Origin of the sequence: Dyella silvae, from assembly GCF_026421305.1 — a bacterium.
Taxonomy (GTDB): domain Bacteria; phylum Pseudomonadota; class Gammaproteobacteria; order Xanthomonadales; family Rhodanobacteraceae; genus Dyella; species Dyella silvae.
Genome location: NZ_JAPJBQ010000004.1, coordinates 32,582 through 54,323 on the forward strand (window position 1 = coordinate 32,582; position 21,742 = coordinate 54,323).

General features: G+C 62.3%; 20 protein-coding genes. 11 read left to right on the plus strand and 9 right to left on the minus strand.

All coding sequences use genetic code 11. The annotated features are described in order from the left end of the window. Positions 1-139 precede the first annotated feature (139 nt). Entirely contained in the window at positions 140-2,713 is a 2,574-nt protein-coding gene (locus OQE56_RS11290; RefSeq protein ID WP_267224406.1) for a TonB-dependent receptor, read from the minus strand. Positions 2,714-3,208: 495 nt separating this feature from the next. Here OQE56_RS11290 and OQE56_RS11295 point away from each other — a divergent pair, with 495 nt between their 5' ends. After that, the gene (locus OQE56_RS11295) at positions 3,209-3,928 is read left to right on the plus strand and encodes a FadR/GntR family transcriptional regulator (protein WP_267224407.1); all 720 of its coding nucleotides are present in this window, start codon (positions 3,209-3,211) and stop codon (positions 3,926-3,928) included. A gap of 46 nt (positions 3,929-3,974) precedes the next feature. Here the strand turns inward: OQE56_RS11295 and OQE56_RS11300 are convergent, their stop codons facing one another. Further along, positions 3,975-4,856: a LysR family transcriptional regulator gene (locus OQE56_RS11300; protein ID WP_267224408.1), complete on the minus strand. Its 882-nt coding sequence runs from the start codon at positions 4,854-4,856 to the stop codon at positions 3,975-3,977. A 162-nt stretch (positions 4,857-5,018) separates the two neighbouring features. Here OQE56_RS11300 and OQE56_RS11305 point away from each other — a divergent pair, with 162 nt between their 5' ends. After that, a complete protein-coding gene (locus OQE56_RS11305; protein ID WP_267224409.1) occupies positions 5,019-5,387 on the plus strand; it encodes a nuclear transport factor 2 family protein in 369 nt (122 codons plus the stop codon). A gap of 75 nt (positions 5,388-5,462) precedes the next feature. On the opposite strand, the gene OQE56_RS11310 is transcribed toward OQE56_RS11305, so the two are convergent. From OQE56_RS11310 to OQE56_RS11330, 5 genes are all read right to left on the minus strand, one after another. Continuing rightward, positions 5,463-6,167, minus strand: a complete 705-nt coding sequence (locus tag OQE56_RS11310; RefSeq protein WP_267224410.1) for an aquaporin — start codon at positions 6,165-6,167, stop codon at positions 5,463-5,465. Further along, positions 6,167-6,550, minus strand: a complete 384-nt coding sequence (locus tag OQE56_RS11315) for an arsenate reductase ArsC (protein WP_267224411.1) — start codon at positions 6,548-6,550, stop codon at positions 6,167-6,169. Before OQE56_RS11315 ends, OQE56_RS11310 begins: the two co-directional genes overlap by 1 nt. Beyond that, positions 6,547-6,909, minus strand: coding sequence for an ArsR/SmtB family transcription factor (locus OQE56_RS11320; protein WP_267224412.1), 363 nt, complete (start codon positions 6,907-6,909; stop codon positions 6,547-6,549). Before OQE56_RS11320 ends, OQE56_RS11315 begins: the two co-directional genes overlap by 4 nt. A gap of 160 nt (positions 6,910-7,069) precedes the next feature. Further along, a complete protein-coding gene (locus tag OQE56_RS11325) occupies positions 7,070-8,401 on the minus strand; it encodes an aminotransferase class III-fold pyridoxal phosphate-dependent enzyme (RefSeq protein WP_267224413.1) in 1,332 nt (443 codons plus the stop codon). Next, complete coding sequence (locus OQE56_RS11330; RefSeq protein ID WP_267224414.1) at positions 8,394-9,413, minus strand: phosphotransferase; 1,020 nt, start codon at positions 9,411-9,413, stop codon at positions 8,394-8,396. Before OQE56_RS11330 ends, OQE56_RS11325 begins: the two co-directional genes overlap by 8 nt. Before the next feature lie 81 nt (positions 9,414-9,494). Here OQE56_RS11330 and OQE56_RS11335 point away from each other — a divergent pair, with 81 nt between their 5' ends. From OQE56_RS11335 to OQE56_RS11370, 8 genes are all read left to right on the plus strand, one after another. Beyond that, positions 9,495-11,621, plus strand: coding sequence for a beta-galactosidase (locus tag OQE56_RS11335; RefSeq protein WP_267224415.1), 2,127 nt, complete (start codon positions 9,495-9,497; stop codon positions 11,619-11,621). Between the two features lie 34 nt (positions 11,622-11,655). Further along, positions 11,656-12,600: a 2-dehydro-3-deoxygalactonokinase gene (locus tag OQE56_RS11340; protein WP_267224417.1), complete on the plus strand. Its 945-nt coding sequence runs from the start codon at positions 11,656-11,658 to the stop codon at positions 12,598-12,600. Next, positions 12,594-13,238, plus strand: a complete 645-nt coding sequence (locus tag OQE56_RS11345; protein ID WP_267224419.1) for a 2-dehydro-3-deoxy-6-phosphogalactonate aldolase — start codon at positions 12,594-12,596, stop codon at positions 13,236-13,238. Before OQE56_RS11340 ends, OQE56_RS11345 begins: the two co-directional genes overlap by 7 nt. Next, positions 13,235-14,383 carry a galactonate dehydratase gene (gene dgoD, locus OQE56_RS11350; RefSeq protein ID WP_267224421.1) on the plus strand — a complete coding sequence of 383 codons (1,149 nt, stop codon included), beginning with the start codon at positions 13,235-13,237 and terminating at the stop codon, positions 14,381-14,383. The genes OQE56_RS11345 and dgoD overlap by 4 nt, the downstream gene beginning before the upstream one ends. 40 nt (positions 14,384-14,423) lie before the next feature. Continuing rightward, positions 14,424-15,188 (plus strand): SDR family NAD(P)-dependent oxidoreductase, encoded by a 765-nt coding sequence (locus OQE56_RS11355; RefSeq protein WP_267224422.1) that lies wholly within the window; start codon positions 14,424-14,426, stop codon positions 15,186-15,188. Further along, on the plus strand, positions 15,185-16,087 hold the full coding sequence (locus OQE56_RS11360) for an SMP-30/gluconolactonase/LRE family protein (RefSeq protein WP_267224423.1): 903 nt from the start codon (positions 15,185-15,187) through the stop codon (positions 16,085-16,087). Before OQE56_RS11355 ends, OQE56_RS11360 begins: the two co-directional genes overlap by 4 nt. Positions 16,088-16,140: 53 nt before the next feature. Beyond that, positions 16,141-17,598 carry a sugar porter family MFS transporter gene (locus OQE56_RS11365; protein WP_323748577.1) on the plus strand — a complete coding sequence of 486 codons (1,458 nt, stop codon included), beginning with the start codon at positions 16,141-16,143 and terminating at the stop codon, positions 17,596-17,598. 66 nt (positions 17,599-17,664) lie between these two features. Next, complete coding sequence (locus OQE56_RS11370; protein ID WP_267224424.1) at positions 17,665-19,077, plus strand: APC family permease; 1,413 nt, start codon at positions 17,665-17,667, stop codon at positions 19,075-19,077. A gap of 57 nt (positions 19,078-19,134) precedes the next feature. Here the strand turns inward: OQE56_RS11370 and OQE56_RS11375 are convergent, their stop codons facing one another. Continuing rightward, positions 19,135-19,482, minus strand: a complete 348-nt coding sequence (locus OQE56_RS11375) for an FxLYD domain-containing protein (protein ID WP_267224425.1) — start codon at positions 19,480-19,482, stop codon at positions 19,135-19,137. Between the two features lie 304 nt (positions 19,483-19,786). Between OQE56_RS11375 and OQE56_RS11380 the strand changes: the two genes are divergently transcribed. Continuing rightward, positions 19,787-20,419, plus strand: a complete 633-nt coding sequence (locus OQE56_RS11380) for a YceI family protein (RefSeq protein WP_267224426.1) — start codon at positions 19,787-19,789, stop codon at positions 20,417-20,419. Between the two features lie 101 nt (positions 20,420-20,520). Here OQE56_RS11380 and OQE56_RS11385 read toward each other — a convergent pair whose 3' ends face one another. Beyond that, positions 20,521-21,504 carry a TolB family protein gene (locus OQE56_RS11385; protein WP_267224427.1) on the minus strand — a complete coding sequence of 328 codons (984 nt, stop codon included), beginning with the start codon at positions 21,502-21,504 and terminating at the stop codon, positions 20,521-20,523. Between the last annotated feature and the right edge of the window lie 238 nt (positions 21,505-21,742).

The window sequence follows — 21,742 nt, forward strand, 5'->3', positions numbered from 1 at the left end:
GCTCCAGAGGGTACTCCGCACCCTAGCACGGCGTTTTCCACAAAACGCCGTGCCCAAAAAAAGTGCGAGGCGCCGGCTGCATCACGCAACCAGCGCCTCGCTGCCTAGCCCAGGGGAGGGACTAAGACCAGACACTTCATCAGAACTGATACTTGACCTGCAGGTTGACCTCACGCCCTTCGATGGAGCGGGCGAGAATCACGCCGCCGCCACTGGCGAAACCGAACAGACGGGCATTGCCCTCGGTCACGCCAATCTCGTTGGTGAGGTTGGTGCCACGCAGCGTCACCACCCAGTTCTGGCCGATGTTGGCCATCGCACCGGCGCTGAAGTCGTAGTAGTGGCCGAGCGGCTGCTGGTTGAGCTGATCGCCGTAACGCGTACCCACGTACTCGTAGGTCAGCCAGAACTTCAGGCTGCCCCAGCTGGTGGGAATGAAGTATCCCGGCGTCAGGCGGTACTGCACCTTCGGCTGACGGTCGAGCTGCTTGCCACTGATGCTGTCGCAACGGTTGCTGCCATCCTGCGCCACGTACGGCACGCAGCCGGCGTAGTCGGAGTAATGACCGTCCATGTAGTTGCCGCTCAGCGCAACGGAGAAATTCTCGAACGGCTTGACCGTCACCGCCGCGTTGAGGCCCTTGGTCACCGAGCCGTACACCAGGTTGACCTGACCCGTGGGCAGATCGATCGAGTACGGGATGCCGTGGAAAAGCCTGCGGTAGGCCACCACGTCCGCGAAGATCCACGGTGCCTGGTATTTGAAGCCGAGTTCCATGTTGTGGATCTTCTCGACCGGCGGGTGGCCGAGATTCACCACATCATCAAAGCCCGGCAGGAACACGCCGTCGTTGACGCGCGCATACGCGCTCATGTTGTCGTTGAAGGTGTAGTTGGCACCCAGCGTCCACGAGGGTGCGCTGCGCGAGCTGGTCGGATGCTGCTTGCTGTTGATCAGGAATTCGGCGTTGTTGTTGTACACCGTGTTCGGGTTGTTATCGAGGTCGCCCGACGAGGTGTTCTGGAACCAGCCACCGATGTCATCGTGGTGAATACGAACGCCACCGTCGAAACGCCACTTGCCCACGTTCCACACATCGGCCAGATAGAACGCCCACGTCGTGGCGTGCCAGCGCTCGTTGAATGCCATCCACGACTGCGGCTGGCTGTTCCAGAACAGACCCTGACCATCCGTGAGCTGGTAGTTGTTCACGCCGTCGGTCATGTTGACCACGATCGGATTCGGGTTGCTCCTGGCCTGCATCAGCATGTTCAGGCCGTCTTCTTCGATATGGCGCTGGTCATACACGGCGGTGTAGTTGCCGAAGGTCAGCGTGTTGCCTTCAAACAATTCCTTGCTGACGCGGAGCTCGTTACTGACCGCGCTGATCTGCTTGTGAATGTATTCCGGGTTCTGGATGGTGACGTTTTCGTTCATGTTCGCCGGCTTGCCATTGGTATACGTGGCAGTCGTCGCGAGGTTAGGCGGCAGGCCGAACGAAGAGGCCATGCCGGCAATGGTGTTGGCCAACGTATCCGGGTTGGCGCCCGTGCTGTAGAACGCCGTCGTGTCCATGTTGCCGGTGGTGAAGTACAGCTTGTCCGACAGCGACCAGCCGTTATCCCAGTCCAGATCCAGGTTGGCCCCGAAGATGTGGACGTTGCCGCCTTGTCCGTTGGCCATGTCGATGTTCTGACCGGCCGGCCCACAGCCTGCCGTGTAGCACGGGTCCAGCTGAAGGAACATGCGCCGGTCGGCGTTGCTGCCGAACGTGCCGGTCAAGGGGCTGAAGTTCGGGTACGCCGAGAACTGGCCGGCAGAGGGGTTGAGAATGGGCGTATCGGTCACCCACTGGTTCTTGTCCTTCAGCACGCGCGCAAAGAACATGATCGAACCGTGGTCGAGGTCGTGGCTGAGCGTCGCGGTCAGCTGCCCGCCGTCGTCAGCATAGAACTGCGGATCGCGCACGCCGTTGGACTTGCGCCAGAAACCGCCGATGCTGCCGTACCAGCCGCTGTTCTTGCTGATCGGAAAACCATAGAAACCGTCGATGCGGACCATACCCTCTGAACCGACCGTCAGGCCGATGTCGCCCGAAGGCTTGCTGCTGCCTTCGCGCAGGATGAAGTTGGCGATCATGCCCGGCTGGCCGTTGCCGTACAGCACCGAGGTACCGCCCTGCACCGCCTCGAGGCGGTCGATGGTGTCATCGAGGCGCACCATCGCATCGGTAAAGTAGTCCCACTTCGGGAACAGCGGCGCACCGTTCATCTGCATGGTGACGAAGGGCGCACCGCTGTCGGACGGGAAACCCGCAACTTCGATGTTTGCACCGGTCTGGCCACCCGAGGACTCCGGATAGACGCCTGGTGAGATTTTCAACAAGTCAGCGACGCTGACCGGGTTCAATTCTTTGATCTGTTGCAGGGTCGCCGTGGTGATGGAGTAGCTGGCGTCGATCTTGCGGATACCGCCTGCGCTGGAGTTGCCGGTCACCACCACCTGATCCAGGCTCTGCACGGTCTTGTTGGCCGATGCAGCTTGCTGGCGCTGCTCCACCGAGTCCTTGTTCGCGGCCTTGGCGGGTTGCGTCTGCGCCTGGGGTTGCGCTGCGGGTGCTGTGGCATCCTGCGCATGCAATGCGCTGGTCATCAGCACGGCGCCGATGGCCGCTGCCAACACGTGCTTATCGATCTTCTTCCAACCCTTCATTTCGAAAGCTCCTCCCCGGAACAGTGGAACGTTGTGTTCGTCGTGGCATCGATTCAGTCGCGATGACGCGCTGATCTGCGTTGTGTCGTTATGGATACGGCGGCCACCCCTGGCCACAGCTCGCAATGCGCAGTCCCTGTCGCTGTGGGGCGCATCCTAGCGCATATTTTCCTATTTGTCCTACCATAGTACGATAGGTCAAGAGTGACGGATGGGCCGGGGCGGCCACGTGCTTCGCTGTAGCGCGACGGGCGGGCGCTGTTTTGGCTGCGCCGCACCATCCGCGCTGCGATGGATGGCGCCGGATCGGAAGGCCGGCCGCAGGAGGCGCGAGTTATCAGCGCATCGAGAAGCGCGGCTCAAACGTTGCTCGATGACTTTGTATGATAAATTCCGGCAAACGCTGCGACGCAACATGCAGCAGCGTTTGAATCATGTGGCAACACGCGAGACACGCAACGCACGCGTGGCCTACGCTGCGGAGAAAAGCACACCATGAAAGCGACGGATGCACGCAGTCTGCACGGCCAGGTAGTCCGTGAACTGGGCACAAGGATTGTTGCCGGCGACCTCAAGCCCGGCGATGTGTTGCCGCGCGAGGACGCCCTTGCCGAAAGCATGCAGGTCAGCCGCAATGCGCTGCGAGAGGCGCTGAAAGTGCTTTCCGCCAAGGGCCTGATCGAGGCCCGACCGAAAACCGGTACCCGCATCCGCCCCAAGGAAGCCTGGAACCAGCTCGACGCCGACGTGCTCTCCTGGCGCTGTGCATCCATGCCCACCGACGATTTCATCGAGAAGCTCGTGGAGATGCGCGAAATCATCGAGCCGGCTGCCGCTGCTGCGGCAGCGCGCAAGCGTACCGCCGCGCAACTGGCCAGCATCGATACAGCCTACCGCCAGATGGAAGCCGCGAAGGACACCGGCGAATGGGCGGTCGCAGACCTCAGCTTCCACAATGCCGTGCTTCAGGCCACCGGCAACGAAATGATGAGTTCGCTGTTCTCGGTGATCGAGAGCGTGCTGGGCATGTTCTTCGTGCTGTCGGCGCAGACGGTAAGCGACTTCAAGTACTCGCTGCCGCATCACCACAAAGTGCTGGAAGCCATCCGCCGCAATCAGCCGGAAGTGGCGCGCAAGGCCATGCAGGCGATGATCGGCGACTCGCGCGGCAACCTCGAAAAGCGCCGCAAGAAAGGCACCAAGAAGACGCACTGAATCCGCTAATGGTCGGCAGTGGATATCTCTGCCGACTCAACGCTGGTCACGAGAGTCGCAGCGCGTCCACTAGCGCAGACAGCGCAGAAGGCTGATGCTGCCGACTGGGGTAATACAAAAAGAAGCCGGGAATCGGCGGCGTCCAATCCTCCAGAACACGGATAAGCCGCCGCTTGGCGATGTCCTCCGCAACCTGCTCTTCATAGACGAAACCGAGGCCCGCTCCAGCGAGCGCCGCCTGAATGACCAAGTGCGTGTCGTCGATGATGAGCGGGCCGCTCACGCCGATCGTGACTGACTTTCGCCCGCGCTCGAACTCCCATCGATAGGGACCGCTCGGAAGGCGCAGTGTTATGCATCGATGATCACTGAGGTCCGCCGGCTTCTGCGGAATCTTTCGTGACGAAAAATAGCCAGGCGACCCCACTACCGCCAGTCGCAACTCCGGCGTAACGCGCACGGCGATCATGTCCTTCTGAATGTACTCGCCGAGCTGAATACCGACATCGAACTCGCCCGCAACGAGGTCCACGGGGCCAGTAACGGTGACAACGTCGAGAACGATGTCGGGATAGGCCTCGGCGAATGCCTTGAGCCGTGGCAGCAACACCATCACCGCAGCCGAGCGTGACATTACAACTCGAAGGCGTCCCGCCGGGCGGCGGCGGATGTTTCGCGCTTTGTCCAGGGCCTGAGCTATCTGCTCAAGCGCCGGAGCCAAATCTTTCAACAGGGCGGCCCCTGCCGCGGTTGGCGCGACGCTCTTTGTAGTTCGGGCGAGAAGATGCAGCTCGAGCCGCTCTTCGAGCCCGCGAATCGTGTGGCTCAGCGCAGACTGCGAGACGCCTAGCTTTGCCGCAGCTCGAGTGAAGCTTCGTTCTCGCGCAACCATCGCGAACGTAGCGAGTTCGTTGAGTTCGTTTCTCATAATTCATGAATATCGCTCATGACACCATCCATCGCAACAGGACTAGTCTCATAAGCGCCCCCGCCCTACGCTTGCTCAGCAACGTAACGCCAAGACCTTCGGTCGATGCACACATGCCGGGCCGCATGAAGCGACTCAGTGCACCCCACTTCGAGGACAGCTATGAATTCGGATGTTTCCGCTTTGCAATCGCTCGCTCATACCTATTTCGATGCCGCCTACGAAATGGACGCGGAGAAATTTGCATCCCTGTTTGATCCATCGAGTTTCGTGACAAAAATCGGCGAAGACGGCAACGTGAGCGTGACGCCGATTGCGACGTGGCTAGCCGCCGTGCGCCACATGAAAGCTCCAAAACAACAGGGCTTCGAGCGCGACGATCAGATCCTGTCGATAGATGTTGAGAAGGATCTCGCGGTCCTGAAGGTGAAACTGCAGGTCCCGCCGCGCGTCTTCACGGACATGCTGTCGTGCCTGAACGTTCATGGCACCTGGAAGATCGTCCAGAAAGTGGCGACTTCGAACGCGTAACACCGGCGAACTCGAGTTGCGCACTTACGGCTTTATGCAGTATCCGCTCCGGGTCGGAAGCGGCCATCTCGAAGATTAGCGAGAAATGGTAGTGACGGACGACGCGGCAGCTGATTGGCGACGCTTGTCATTGCCTTGCAGGCTATAGGCCACGACACATCCCAGGGCAGCACCCGTGATCTGCGCCAACACAAAGGCAAGGACATCTTGAGGACGTATGCCAGCAAACGTCTGGGTCAGCGATCGCGCCAGTGTCACCGCCGGATTTGCAAACGAGGTACTCGCCGTGAACCAGTAGGCAGCGAATATGTAGGCAGCCACCAAAACAGGCACTGCAGTGGGCCGATGGACTCGCCCGAGCAGGATGGTGAGTAGTAGTCCGAAGGTCGCCACACCCTCGCTGATCCAAAGCGGCATGCCCGTCCTGACGTGCGTGCCGACCTGCACCAACGGCATGCCAAACATCGCATGAGCGAGCATTACGCCAGCTATCGCTGCAACGCATTGTGCGGCGATATAGCTCAGCATTTCGCTGTTGGTCAGTTCACCTTGACTGCGCATCACCAGCGTGACGACGGGATTGAAGTGTGCGCCGGAGATGGGGCCTAGCAACAGGATGAGAACGTAGAGCCCGCCAGCGGTCGCCGCGGCATTGGCAAGCAGAGCAATGGCGTCATTCCCGGCCGCGAGCTTCGTACCCATGATGCCGGAGCCGACGACAACCGCCAGAAGCAGCCCCGTTCCGATGAACTCGGCGAGCAATTTTTGCCACAGACGCATCACAGCCTCGCCAACAGGTCACGAACGCGCGCAGCGATGTCGTCTCGAACGCCTCGGTAGGCGTCATCTTCCATGTGCTTGGGGTCGGGTAACGCCCAGTCCTCGCGAAGTCTCGCCGGGACCCATGGACAGTTATCGCCACACCCCATAGTCACGACGGCATCGAATTCACCTTGCACGTCATCGAGTGACTTGGAGGCATGCCCGCTGAGGTCGTACCCCACCTCAGCCATGAACTTTATGGCTTTCGGATTGATGAGGCCCGATGGACGCGAGCCGGCGCTGAGCGCCTCGATGCTATCCCCGCCATACAGGTGAGCGAATGCTTCTGCCATTTGGCTTCGGTTTGAGTTTTCGACGCAAACAAACAAAACACGCTTCACCTGGAAGCTCCTTTCGCCGCGGATTTTTTCGATGGAGCGCAGAGGCTGGCCGGCTCGCAGCACAGGCTATTGGACGCACCCGCGCAGCAGTTCTCGGTGAGAAATCCAAGCAACGCATTCATCTGCTCGTAGTTGGCCCGGCATTGAATCACCCGCCCCTGGCGTTCGTCGCTCACCAGGCCCGCCCTTCGCAGGATGTGCAGATGATTGGTGAGCGTGGCACCGGGCAAGCCGGCGGCCTCGGCCAGCTCACCGACCGCCATGCCTTCCTCGCCTGCCTGCACCAGCAGGCGATAGAGATTCAGGCGATGCTCCTGAGCCAAGGCGTTGAGACAGGCAAGTGCGTCAATGGATTCCATATTTCCAGAATCATGGAAATATGGAATCAAGTCAAGTCGACAAACTGGGACGCCAAGAGGCAGAGGGGCCTGACAGCATCGGACCGCCCGCCCCAGGCCAACACCTGCGGGGTGTTCATCGCTTGCCAGAATCGATGTTCAGCCTGACCGGCATCCGCCGTCAGATGCCGCGCATGACCTCGTCCAGCTTGCCGAGGAACTCCTCGGCATTAGCCTGACTGAACACGATGGGCGGCTTGATCTTGAGCACGTTGTCGTCCGGCCCATCGGTGGACAGCAGCACGTGGCGCGCCTTCATCGCTTCCACCACGGCGCGGGCACGCGGCGCATCCGGCGTTTTGGCGCCTCTGTCGCGCACAAACTCGGCACCGATAAACAGGCCCTGCCCTCGCACGTCGCCGATCACTTCGTAGCGCTGTTGCAGCTCGTGCAAACCGTCCATCAGAAACTGGCCGATGCGCAGGGCGTTGTCTTGCAGCTTTTCATCGGCGATCACATCCAGTACCGCCAGTGCGATGGCGCACGACACCGGATTACCGGCAAACGTGTTGAAGTACTCCATGCCCGAAACGAAGCTGGCGGCGATCTCAGGCGTGGTCACCACGGCACCCATGGGGTGGCCGTTACCGATCGGTTTGCCCAGCGTCACGATGTCGGGCACGACGCCTTGGCACTCGAAAGCCCAGAAGTGATCGCCGGCCCGGCCGAAGCCCACCTGCACTTCATCGGCCAGGCACACACCGCCCGCCGCCCGAATCGTGGCGTAGGCTTCGGCCAGATAACCTGGCGGCGGCACAATTTGCCCGCCACATCCCAGCAGCGATTCCGCGTAGAACGCCGCCGGAGCCATGCCATATTCGCGCAGCTCGCCGATGGCCGACGCGGCCAACTGACCATATTTGTAGCCAGCGTCTGGCGAATGGCCAAACAAGCCGCGATACGTATCGGGCATGGGCACCACGCTCACCTGAGTGCTTTGCCCCGCACCGCCCTTGCCGTTGAACTTGTACGGACTCAGCTCGATCATCGAAGGCGAGTGCCCGTGATAGGCATGGTCCACCACGATGACGCCAGCAGCACGTGTATGAGCGCGCGCCAGCCGGAGCGCCAGATCGTTGGCCTCGGTACCCGAATTGGTGAGAAACACCACTGACAGCGACTTGGGCAGCGTCGCAGTAAGCCTCAGCGCGTACTCGACGATGTTGTCGTGCAGATAGCGGGTATTGGTATTGAGCTTTGCCATCTGCGCCTGACCCGCGGCGACGACGCGCGGATGGCAGTGGCCCACGTGGCAGACGTTATTGACCATATCCAGGTAGGCCTGGCCTTGCTGGTCGTATAACCAGATACCTTCGCCGCGCACGATCTTCAGTGGCTCTTTATAGGCCACGCTGAGTGTGGGGTTCAGGTGCGCTTTGCGCAGCCGGAGAATTTCGTCGTTGCCCCGCTCAGGCACCGCGTGGACGGACGAGTGGTTGGCGGTATCAATCATGGCTCGATTCCAAAAAGGGCCGCACGATGGCGTCGCGATCGACGCCGGCCAGCTGCCTAAGCAGTTGCCGCACGCCTTGCTGAGAGACAAGAACGAAGGGATTGTCAGGCTGCTCCCGATGTGACCGCGTGGCCATCAGGATGCTATGGCACAGGCGCGCCAGAATGAACGCATGCAGTTGTTGCAGCTCGGCCCGCAACAAAGGGTATTGAGCGACATAGCCACCAACGATGCGCTGTGCACAGGCAACGGGGTCGGTCTCGTGCTGCATCGCGTACGTGCAGGCGATGGCAAGATCGGCCAGGCGGAAGCTGGTGCACATGTCGCCGAAGTCGATGACCGCGCTGACGCGCTTCGCATCGCCATCACCGGCAACGATCACATTCAGATCGTTGGCGTCGTTATGGAGCACGGTAACCGGCAACTCGGCACGCCATTGCGGCAACGCTGCGCAGAACGTGCCCGCCCACGTCTCGACGAGGCCGCGCAAAGCAACGTCGTCTATGTGCCTCGCCTCGCTCATCAAGCTCGGCAGGTGCATCAGATTCCAGTCGTGCTGACGGTTGGCGGCCGGGTGATGGAAGTCCCTCAGCCCGCGCGTGAGACAGCCCACCGCACGCCCGAGACTCTCGTGCAGCGCACCTCGCTCCATCGGCGGCACCGTCCCCACCGCCTCAGCGTAGGTCTTGCCGGGTACATAACTCAGTACGCGCACCAGACAGGACTGCCCCGCCACCGGCAAGGCCAGCAGATGCTCACCCTCCCGAGACAGCTGCACTCTGGGCACGCCCAGCGATGGTTCCCGCTCGGCCAACGCCATCATGGCGTGGTTCTCCAGCTCGATATCCGGGCGCGACCATGAGGGATGCGCCACCTTCAGTACGTAGCAGACATTGTCGACGCGAATGCGGAAGTTCTGGTCCGCGTAGGATGGCAACGGGCTGATCTCGCCATGGATTTGCCAATGGCGTTTTGCCAGTTCCAATGCCGCGTCCGGGGTCAATAGATCCATGGGCGAACTCGTGTACCAGAGATTGCAGCTGACCTAATAGTAGTATAATTTGACAATTAGATCTGGCTAACGGAAGCCCCTATGTTTCGGCCCCTGCTCGCGACGGCCCTGACCACCGCCATGATGATCGCCAGCGCCACGGCCACCCCGGCCGATGCCGCGAACGCTCGTCAGTCACAGGGCGCGGCTGTGCTGCACCAGCGCGAGCCGATGAGCATCGGCGTGTTCTATTACCCGGAGCAATGGCCGCGCGATCAGTGGCAACGCGATTTCAACGGCATGGCGAAGCTGGGCTTCAGCTTCACGCATATGGCCGAGTTCAGCTGGACCTATCTCGAGCCGGAAGAAGGCCGCTTCGACTTCAAGTGGCTGGACGACGCTATTGATATGGCGAACAAGGCAGGGCTGCGCGTGATACTCGGCACGCCGACGGGTGCGCCGCCGAGTTGGATGGGCGAGCACTACCCGGAGGTTTATCGTGTCGATGAGCATGGCCAGCGCCACGAACACGGCATTCGCGCAGAAGTATCGTTATCCAATGCGAAGTACCAGGCGTTCGTCACCCGGTTGGTGACTGCCATGGCACAACACTACGGCCACGATCGCCGCGTCTGGGGCTGGCAGGTGGATAACGAACCCAGTAGCTTCGCGGACTTCAGCGATAGCGCGCAGGACGCCTTCCGGCAATGGCTGCAGCACAAGTACGGCACCATCGATGCGATGAACGCCGCCTGGGGCGGCTCGTTCTGGAGTACGCGCTACACCAGCTTCAATCAGGTGCTGCTGCCCAACGCCACGCTCGCCGCCGAAGACAAGCTGAGCCCTCACGCGCTGGTCGATCTCGCCCGCTTCCAGGCCGACACCACCGGCCACTTTCTGGATGCACAAGCGGCGCTCATCAAGAAGTACGCATCGCCCGAACAATGGGTGACGACCAACTACACCAACGTATCCACCGCCACCGATCCGCGCCGTAGCCACGACCTGGATTTCACCACTTTCACGCTTTACCCCGTGGCCGGCGCCAACGTACTGGGCGGCGACAGCTATGCCATCGGCAAGCCAGCGAACCTGATGGAAGCGGCGGCCTACTTCCGCCCCATCACCGGCACGTTCGGCGTGATGGAACTGCAGCCGGGCCAGGTGAACTGGGGCGAGATCAATCCGCAGCCCATGCCCGGCGCCGTCAGCATGTGGATATGGCATGCGTTCGCGTCGGGCGCCTCGTTGCTTAGCACGTATCGCTATCGCCACCCGCTGCGCGGCAGCGAGATGTATCACGAGGGCATTGTCAGTACGGATGGTGTGACGCTTTCGCGCACAGGACGCGAGTTTGTCGACACCATGCACGAGATTCAGTCGCTCGAATCGAAGCTCGACGCGCACGCTCAACTGCCCAAACGTATCGCCGCCCGATCTACCGGCTATCTGTGGAGCCAGGACGTTTTCTGGGATCTCGAAATCCAGCCGCAGACGACCTTGTGGAACAGCTGGTCCTACCGCAACACGTACACGCTCGCGGTGAAGAGCACCGGCGCGCCGATGGACTTTATCGCCGAGGGCGATGACTTCTCCCGCTATCCGTTCCTCATCGCGCCGGCTTATCAAATGGTGAGCAAGGCGCTGGCCGAGAAATGGCGCAACTATGTAGCGCAGGGTGGTCACCTGATTCTGACCAGCCGTACCGGACAGAAGAATGAACTTGGCCACTTCCATGAAGGACCGTGGGCAGCGCCTATCCTCGACCTGATCGGCGATGACGTGGACGGCTTCGACATGCTGCCGGCAAGCGCCGACGGCCACGTCACAGCGGCCGGCAAGACGCGTGAATGGCACCGCTGGGCGGACATTCTTTCGCCGCGTGCGGGCACCGAGGTACTCGCCACGTATGCCGATCATTACTACGCGGGTAAGGCCGCCGCGACCACCCGCCGCCTGGGCAAGGGCACGGTCACCATGATCGGCGTATCCACCGACGACGGCGAGCTGGAGCGCGAGATCGTTCGCAGTGTTTACCAGCGTGCAGGCGTCGCCATCGAGGATCTGCCCAAAGGCGTCTTCGTCGAATGGCGCGGCGGCTACAACATGATGGTGAATTACAACCCGCAGAGCTTCCAGCCGAGCCTCCCCCAAGGGGCACAGATCATTCACGGCAAGGCACCGCTGGCACCGGCGCAGGTGCTCGTGTGGAAGGACGCCACGCCGTGAACCCTGCCTCCAACCGCCACCTGAGTACGCTCGCATGAGCGGCCTGATCGCGCTCGACTGGGGCACCTCGCAATTGCGGGCCTACCGGCTCGACAACGCCGGCCTGATCCATGATGCGCGCACCCGCCCCTGGGGTGTTCGCCACCTGCCAGACGGCGGCTTTGACGCCGCGCTTGCAGATATCACGACCGGTTGGCCTGCGCTGCCCCGCCTTGCCTGCGGCATGGTCGGCAGCCGTCAGGGCTGGCTGGAAGTGCCGTATGTCGATCTTCCTGCGGATCTGGACCGGCTGGGTGCGGGCATGCGCCAGCTTCGTGCGGCCGACGGTTTGGACGTCCATATCGTTCCCGGCCTGCGTAACCCGCACGGTCCCGATGTGATGCGCGGCGAAGAAACGCAGATCATCGGCGCCATGGCGTTGCAACCGTCACTCGCTGCCGCGTCGAACTGGATACTTCCCGGCACGCACAGTAAGTGGGCCAGCGTGCGCAACGGCGCCGTCACCGACTTCTGCACACTGATGACCGGCGAGCTGTTTTCACTCTTGTGGAATCACTCGATCCTCGGCACCGGCCAACGCGATGCCCTGGCAACGCCCGATGCATTCGAGCGCGGCATCCTGGCAGCGCGCGACAGCGATGCCGAAGGCGCCCTCAGCCGCCTGTTCTCCGCGCGCTCGTTGATGCTTGAAGGCAGCCTGGCGCCCGGTGCTGTTTCTGAGTACTTGTCGGGGCTGTTGATCGGGGAGGAGTTTCGCATCGCCCTCGCCGCGCGCCGATTCCCGCCCAATGAGCCGTTCCAGCTCATCGGCGACGCCGCGCTATGTGATCGCTACCGCCTGGCGGCATCCCACTTTGGCGTGACGTTGCGCGCGCCCGTCGTTGACGCCGCTGCGCACGGGCTCTGGCATATCGCGCATCACATCGGTCTTGTTTCATCAAACGGGCCATCGCTGCCCAAGGATTCCAAGTCGTGCTGAGCACCTGGCTCAACCCCCTGCCCTTGATCGCGATCCTTCGCGGCATCCACCCCGACGAGGCCGCTGTCGTGGGCCGCGCGCTTGCCGGCGCGGGCTTCCGTGTGATGGAAGTGCCGCTCAATTCGCCGCGTCCTTACGACAGCATCCGCACCCTGACCCACACATTGGGCAACGACTACCTCGTCGGTGCGGGCACAGTGATGAGCGCGGCGCAGGTCGAGGAAGTGGCGGCTGCCGGTGGAAAACTGGTGGTGATGCCGCATGCGGATACCACAGTGATTCGCGCCGCCAAGCAGGCCGGGCTGCTCTGCGTGCCCGGCGTTGTCACGCCCACCGAAGCCTTCAGCGCTTTGGCCGCTGGCGCCGATGGACTGAAGTTGTTCCCGGCTGACCAGGTGACCACCGAAGGCCTGAAAGCATGGCGCGCCGTATTGCCACGCGATGTACCGGTGCTACCGGTGGGCGGCATCGCTCCCGGGAGCATGGCGTCGTGGGTGGCTGCCGGCGCACAAGGTTTTGGCATTGGCTCGGCGCTCTATGCGCCGGGCATCGAACTCAGCGAGGTCACTCGCCGCGCTCACGCCTTCGCGCAGGCATGGGCTGTCATCTCACAAAAGTCTAAGGAAGAGCGCGCATGAAGATCACCCGACTCACCACCTTTCTCGTGCCACCGCGCTGGCTGTTTCTGCGCATCGACACGGATGCCGGCATCTGCGGCTGGGGCGAGCCGATCGTCGAAGGGCGCGCGCATACCGTGGCCGCCGCCGTCGAGGAACTCTCCGATTACCTGATCGGCAAAGATCCGCGCCGCGTCGAAGACCTGTGGAACGTGATGTACCGCGGTGGCTTCTACCGCGGCGGCCCCATCCTGATGAGTGCCATCGCGGGTATCGATCAGGCGCTGTGGGACATCAAGGGCAAGCACCTCGGCGTACCCGTGCACGAGCTGCTCGGCGGCCCTGTGCGCGACCGCATTCGCGTCTACTCGTGGATCGGCGGCGATCGCCCCGCTGAAACAGCCAAAGCGGCGAAAGCAGCGGTCGAGCGCGGCTTCACAGCGGTGAAGATGAATGGCACTGAGGAAATGCACTTCGTCGACAGCCACGCCAAGGTCGATCGCGTACTGGAGAACGTGCACGCCGTGCGCGAAGCCGTAGGCCCGCATGTCGGCCTGGGCGTGGATTTCCACGGCCGCGTGCACAAGCCCATGGCCAAGGTGCTGATGCGCGAGCTGGCACCGTACAAGCTGATGTTTATCGAGGAACCGGTGCTGTCCGAGCATCTCGATGCCATACCGGAGCTGGCCAGCATCTCGCCCGCGCCTATTGCGCTGGGCGAGCGCCTGTACACGCGCTACGACTTCAAGCGCGTGCTGACCACCGGCGGCGTCGACATCATCCAGCCCGATCCGTCGCACGCGGGCGGCATCACCGAAACGCGCAAGATCGCCGCCATGGCGGAAGCCTACGACGTGGCGCTGGCCCTGCACTGCCCGCTGGGCCCGATCGCGCTGGCCGCCAACCTGCAGCTCGACGCGGTGTGCCACAACGCCTTCATCCAGGAACAGGGACTAGGCATCCACTACAACACGTCCAACGATCTGCTCGACTACGTCGCCCAGCGTGACGTATTCACCTACGAAAACGGCTACGTGACCATTCCCAACGGCCCCGGCCTGGGCATCGAGATCAACGAAGACTACGTCGCCGAACGCGCCAAAGTCGGGCACCGCTGGCGTAATCCGCTGTGGCGCCATGACGACGGCAGCGTCGCCGAGTGGTAAACATGACCTCCCTGCCCCACCGTGATGCCGGAGCCCGCTGATGTCAGCGTTCGCCACCTATCCCAGCCTGGTCGACCGAAGCGTGCTGATTACCGGCGGCGCGACCGGTATCGGCGCCGCGTTCGTCGAACACTTTGCGCGCCAGGGTGCACGGGTGGCGTTTCTTGATATCGACGACGCCAGCGCAGCGTCGTTGTGCGTCTCGCTCGCCGATGCGCGGCACGCACCGCACTACCTGCACTGCGACATCACCGATCTGGACGCGCTGCGGGGTGCCATTGACGAAGCGCGAAACCTCACCGGCCCTATCGCCGTACTGGTGAACAACGCGGCCAACGATGTCCGTCACATGCTGGATGAGATCGATGCCGCTGGTTTCGAGCGCAATATCGCCGTGAATCTGCGCCACCAGATCTTTGCCACGCAGGCGGTCATCGCGGATATGCGCCACCTTGGCGGCGGCTCGATCATCTGCCTGGGCTCCACCGGCTGGATGAAGAAGAACAGCGGCTACCCGCTCTATGCGATGGCCAAGGCGGCGGTGCATGGTTTCGTCAACGGCATGGCGCGCGACCTCGGCAAGGATCACATCCGCATCAACTGCCTCGTGCCCGGCTGGGTCATTACCGAGAAGCAGGCGCGCCTGTGGCTCGACGACGCCGGCCGCGAAGAAATCGCGCGCGTGCAATGCATGCCGGGCTACCTCCGCGCCGATGATCTGGCGCGCGCCGCGCTCTTTCTCGCCGCCGACGATAGCCGCATGTGCACCGGTCAGGACTTCATCGTGGACGGCGGCTGGGTATGACCGTGGCCACGGCATTGCCCGCCATGCAGGTCACGCTCGATGCGGGCAACGTGCTGGGCGAAGGCATTGTCTGGTGTGAGCGGGCGCAGGCGCTGTACTGGACCGACATTCAGCGCGCCACGCTTTTCCGCTTTCACCCCGGCAGTGGCGAGCAGGAACAGTGGCCCATGCCCGAGCGACTGGCCTCATTTGCCCTGTGCGAAGACACCAACTGGCTGCTGTTGGCACTTGCATCGCAGCTCGCCTTCTTTCGTCTTGCCGATGGCGAGCTGCGGACTCTTCATGCCGTTGAAGCGGGCATGCCCACGCGCTGCAACGATGGCGCCTGCGATCGCGACGGCCGCTTCGTGTTCGGCACCATGCACGAACCGGCCACTGGGGAAAAACAGCCTCGCGGCAGCTTTTGGCGCCTGAACACCGACCTGAGTCTGGAACGGCTTGCGCTGCCGCAGGTTGCCATAAGCAACAGTATCGCCTTCAGTCCGGAAGGCACGACCATGTACTTCTGCGATTCACTGTCGCGCCGCATTCATTGCTGCACCTATGGCGACGCACCGGGCGAGCCACAGCTTTTCGCCGATCTCGGCGATGTGCCCGGCGAACCGGATGGCTCATGCGTCGATGCCGATGGCTCCCTGTGGAATGCGCAATGGGGGCTCGGACGCATCGTGCGCTACGCGCCGGATGGCTCGGTGCAGCAAATCGTTACCGTCCCCGCCAGCCAGCCGACCCGCCCTGCGTTTGGCGGCCAGCAGCTTCAGACGCTTTATGTCACCAGCGCACGCGACGGATTGCGTGCGGAGCAGCTCGCGGACGAGCCTCATGCCGGCGCCTTGTTCCAATGGCACGCCGACGTGCACGGCCTTCCCGAACCGCGTTTCGCCGGCTCGCCTCCCTGAGTGCAGCCACACGCAACCACCGTCGCCATCCCTTATCCGTAGGATCGTCTCTGATGAATGCTGTAGCGACACCCTCGATCATTCACGCCCGCACCACGGCGGTATTCACCTGCATTCTTGCTGCGCTCGCCGGCCTGATGTTCGGGCTGGACATCGGGGTCATCTCGGGCGCCACATCTTTTATCCAGAAAGAGTTTCAGGTTTCCGACCATGTCATCGAGTGGATCGTCAGCGCGATGATGCTCGGCGCGGCCGCCGGCGCACTGGGGGCGTCATGGATGTCGGCCATGCTCGGGCGCAAACGCTCGCTGATTCTCGGCGCCACGCTGTTCGTCGCTGGCTCGCTGCTCTGCGGCGCCGCGGGTTCGGCGCAGATGCTGGTCATCGCACGCTTCGTGCTTGGCCTGGCCATCGGCATTGCCACCTTCACCGCGCCGCTCTATCTGGCGGAGGTTGCGCCTGAGAAAACGCGCGGCGCGATGATCTCGCTGTATCAGCTGATGATCACCATCGGCATTCTCGTGGCTTTCCTTTCCGATACCGCTTTCAGCTACAACGGCAACTGGCGCTGGATGCTTGGTGTCATCGCCATACCGGGCGCGCTGTTTCTGCTTGGTCTGTTTTTTCTGCCGGACAGCCCCCGCTGGCTGATGATGCGCGGCAGGACCCAGCAAGCCAAAGACGTACTGAATCGCCTGCGCGGCGATGAGGGCCTCGCAAACCGCGAGCTGGCCGATATTGCCGAGCAGCTCAGCACGCCGCAGCGCGGCTGGCATCTGTTTCAGGAGAACGCCAACTTCCGCCGCTCGGTGGGCCTTGGCGTGCTGCTGCAGCTGATGCAGCAGTTCACCGGCATGAACGTGGTGATGTACTACGCGCCGCGCATCTTCGAGAACATGGGCTACGACCAGCATGCGCAGCTGTGGTTCACCGCGATTGTCGGTCTGACCAATGTGCTCGCCACCTTCATCGCAATCGGGTTGGTCGACAAGCTCGGCCGCAAGCCCATTCTCTACACCGGCTTTGCAGTGATGGCGGTAGGACTCGGCGTGGTCGGCGCCATGATGCACGCGGGCATTGCCTCGCATGCGCAACAGCTGTTCACCGTGGGCATGCTGCTGACCTTCATTGTCGGCTTCGCCATGTCGGCGGGCCCGCTGATCTGGACGCTCTGCTCCGAAGTGCAGCCGCTGAAGGGCCGCGACTTCGGCATCGGCTGCTCCACCTTTACCAACTGGATCGCCAACATGATCGTCGGCGCGACCTTTCTGTCGCTGCTCAACGGCATTGGCAATGCGGCGACGTTCTGGCTCTACAGCGGGCTGAACCTGATTTTCATCGCACTGACATTCTGGCTGGTGCCCGAAACCAAGGGCGTCACGCTGGAACAGATCGAACGCAACCTGATGGCCGGCCTGCCGCTGCGCAAGATCGGCACGCCGCCCGCCGCGTCCCATGCGTCCGCGCCGCATCGCATGGACGCGCACGCCACCGCACAGGAGAGCGCCTGATCCTTCTCGCGCACCCTCCGCGCTGCTATCGCCCGATCCACCACCCCTACTGAGAAAGGTCGCACCATGGCTGCAACGACGATGGATGAAGGCGTACCGGCACTCCGTCGCGTTCTCGGGACATGGGATCTCATTCTCTTCAACATCGTGGCCATCGTGGCGTTACGGTGGCTATCGGTAGCCGCCCAGGTTGGCCCTTCGAGTTTGTTGCTGTGGTTGCTTGGGCTGGTCGGCTTCTTCGTGCCGCTTGCACTCGCCGTGCTTTATCTGAGCAAGCGCATTCCGGGCGAAGGCGGCCTGTACCTTTGGACCAAGGCCGCTTTCGGCGATATGCACGGCTTTATCGCCGGCTGGACCTACTGGGTGTCCAACCTCGCCTACTTCCCCACGGCACTGCTGTTCAGCGCCGGCATTTTTCTGCATGTGGGCGGCGACCGCTGGCTGCAGCACGCGAACGACAACAGCTACAACCTGGTCTATTGCCTGATCGTGCTGTGGACGGCGACCGGGCTGGGCATTCTTGGCCTCGAACGCGCCAAGTGGTTGCAGAACCTCGGCGGCATCGCCACGTGGACGGCGGCGGCATTGATTCTTGGCGGCGGCGTGCTTGCCCTGCTCCGCTTCGGTAGCGCCACCAGCTTTACGCTCGCGAAGTTCACGCCAGACTTCGGCAAGCTATCGACGTTCACCAGCCTGGCCACCATCGCCCTCGCTTTTCAGGGGCTTGAGCTCGGCCCCATCATGGGCGGCGAAATCAGGGATCCGGCGCGGCAGATTCCTCGCGCCACCATCATCTCTTGCTTCGTTATCGCGGCCACCTATATCGCGGGTACTGCCTCGTTGCTGGTGGCCCTTCCCGCATCGACCATCGACATCATCAGCGGCATACCGCAGGCGTTATCGGCCATTGGCGAGCGCGTCCATCTGGCGTGGTTCGGATCGATCACCGCCGCGTTGGTCACCCTTGGCACGATCGGTGGCATCACGGCTTGGATCACCGCCACGGCGCGACTGCCTTTCGTGGTCGGCCTGGACCGCTATTTACCCGCTGCACTGGGCCGGCTACACCCGCGGTTTGAAACGCCCCATGTCGCGCTGCTTGTTCAGGGTGTGCTGACCTCGCTGATGCTGGTGGCTGCCCTTTCTGGCGCCACCATCCACGAGGCTTACATCATCCTCATCGACATGACGGCCATCATGTCGCTGCTTCCGTTGACGTACATTCTTCTCGCGTTCCCCCTGTTGCGCCGGCGCGCCACACGACTTGATGCCAAGACAACAGCCTCACGCGCCCGTGCGACCGGTGCGTTGCTGGCGGGTTGTACCGGCTTCGCTTTCGTCGCACTCGCCATCATCACTTCGATGATTCCACCGGCGGACAGCAACACCACGCTGTTTCTATGCAAAGTCGTGGGTGGCTCGGCGTTTCTGATCGGCATCGGCCTGGTCTTTTACTGGCGCCGCCGAAAGCGCCCATGAAAAAAGCCCCCGGACATGCCGGGGGCTGGGATGTAACACGTGGCGGATGCGGGATGGTTATTCCGCCTCGACCTTGAGCAGTCGCGCACGACTGACATTGCCGCGTGCGAGGGCGTGGAATCGCCAGGTCTGCCCCGGCTTGAGGTTATGCACCTCGTCCGTGGCGTGACCGATCGAGCGTCCCCGGGCATCAAACAATCGAAAACTGACCTTCGCAGTGTGCACACGGACGTGGCCGGTGTTGGACAGCGTGCCTACGACCCTGTTGCGGCCAGGCTTTACATCACGCTCGACACGGTATGGGCCGACATGTACGGCGTGGGTCAGTGATTTGCTGGCCCAGGCGGCGGGTGATGCCAGGCCACAAGCGAGTGCGGTGAACAGAAGGCTGGTACGAAAATTCATCGGGTGATTCGAGAGGCCGCGGGATTTAAGGGCCGGCAAGCTTAACCGGGTTCCCGATACTCTCGTGGGGCGGCGTCTCAGTTTTTAGGATCATGCCCACGATGCGCGAGGCATCGCTGCCCGCCCTCGCGCCCGGTGAACCACCGCTGGGGCCGCAACCACGCGCTTTCAGAACTTTTCAGCCCGTTTCAGGGCCCATTTCAGGACTTCCGGCATCACGGTGGCCACAGTGCCGGGGCACGCCTCGCCGTGCCCCCAGACCACCACCGGCCCCGTGCCGGCATGACCACCAGGAGTGCTGTTCATGATCAGCCGCTACACCCTTGCCGTCGCACTCGCGCTCGCATCCTGCTCGCTGGGTGCCACCACCTATACGCTGGAATCCCAACACTCGATGGGCACGATCCGCTGGGCTCACCTGGACTTCTCCAACCCCACCGCACAATTCAATCAGATCGAGGGCACGCTCGAGTTCGACCCGGCCGCGCCCGCCAAGTCGTCCGTGAAGGTAACCATTCCCCTGTCACACCTGACCAGCGGCGTGCCCGATCTCGACGAGGATCTGCGCTCGCCCCGATTCTTCGATCTCGACAAGTACCCGACCGCCACCTTCACAAGTACGCGGGTCGAAACAACCATGATGGCCAACCAGCTCAAGGTGACAGGTGATCTCAGCCTGCGTGGCGTAACGAAGCCCGTGACCCTGGATGTGACCATCAACAAGGTCGGCACCAACCCACGCATGCATCTGCCAGCGGTAGGGTTTGAAGCCACGGCTACGCTCAAGCGTTCGGATTTCGGCATGGGCAAGTTCGTGCCGCAAGTGAGCGACGAGGTGACTATCCACATCACCAGCCAGGCGGATGAAGCCAAGGGCTATGCGGCACTCATGAAGGCAGAGGCTGATGAGGCTGCCGTGACGACGGCGAAGAAATAGTCGTGCCTCGAGGCCGGGGTGCGCATGCTGTCCATCGCGCACCTCGGTTGGCGTTTCGTCGTGACGTGCCCGCGGCATCGGCCTATCGGGCATCGTCGCAATCAGCCATGCGGAGGCACATAGGCCTGCAACGGAACCTTGAAGATGCGGCCATGCGTCTTGGCCCCGGCGACATCGTCGGTTTCGAAATAGAGAGTCTTCAAGTCGGGACTGAGCCGTGCCTCAATACCCTCCAGATGAGGATCGAGCGCTTGCGGTTCGCTCCACGCGCCGTTCTGCCTGAACGCGATGAACAGCATCGAATGCCCCGTGGAAGCCGGTGCCCGGCTGGCCGAGAAAACGAGAAACGATTCGTCCGGCGCTACCGCCACATCGTAGCCCGGACGCATTCCGTCACTGATCGACACCGCAACGGGTGTTTCGTAGTCATTGCCCTTGGCCTGCGCACGATAGACGTGACTCTTCTTCGTCACCGGGTCCGGCCGATTGAAGTAGATGCTTCCATCCCCGGCGATGGCTGGCGAATAGATGGCCGTATCGTTATTGACGGTGTCGGGCAATCGCACGGGTTCGCCCCAACCGTCGCCTCGACGATCGACGCGCCAAATATTCCCACCTCTCCCCGGCTGCGTTTGCCCGCCAAAATAGCCATCGAGAGGCGCACCGCCGACCGCCGCGGGCCGATTGGAAATAAAAACCAGATACGACCCATCGGGCGCCATGGCAGGCTCGATGTCACGCCACTGCCCCGAGAAGGGTGCTACCCGCGGCTTGGACCAGACGCCGTTATGCAGCGTGGCCATCATGACGCTGATGTTGGTGCCGTCTCGATGGGTAAAGAACACGGTCTTGCCATCGGGCGTAAAGGCCGGCGCCGAATCATCACCTTCCGGCCATGTCGTTTCGGGCTGGAAAAGTTGCGGCGCGGAAGCGGCCTTCGCCGCCGACTCCGATGACTCCGACAGCGCGGCTGCCGACACAGGCAACGCGCCGAACGCCAGAAAGAGGCCGGCGAACGTCATCGTACGTAAAACGACAAGCTTCCTAATACGACTAACCATGCGTTCCCCGCTTTGTATCAGCATCGAGATAGGACACCGGCTATAAGGCCGGCCCGTTAGGGATGTTCTGGTTTCGCTCGTCATTCCCGCGAAGGCGGGAATCCAGTGCCTCTGCCTTCAAAAGCTTGAAGGCACTGGATCCCCGCCTTCGCGGGGATGACGGCAGTTACTCAGATCTTCCTTAGTGTCCGACCATGGCGTCGTCGTAGCGAACGGGCAAGAACGACGTGACAAAAGGCGCTTGGCGAGGGATAGGCGGCGT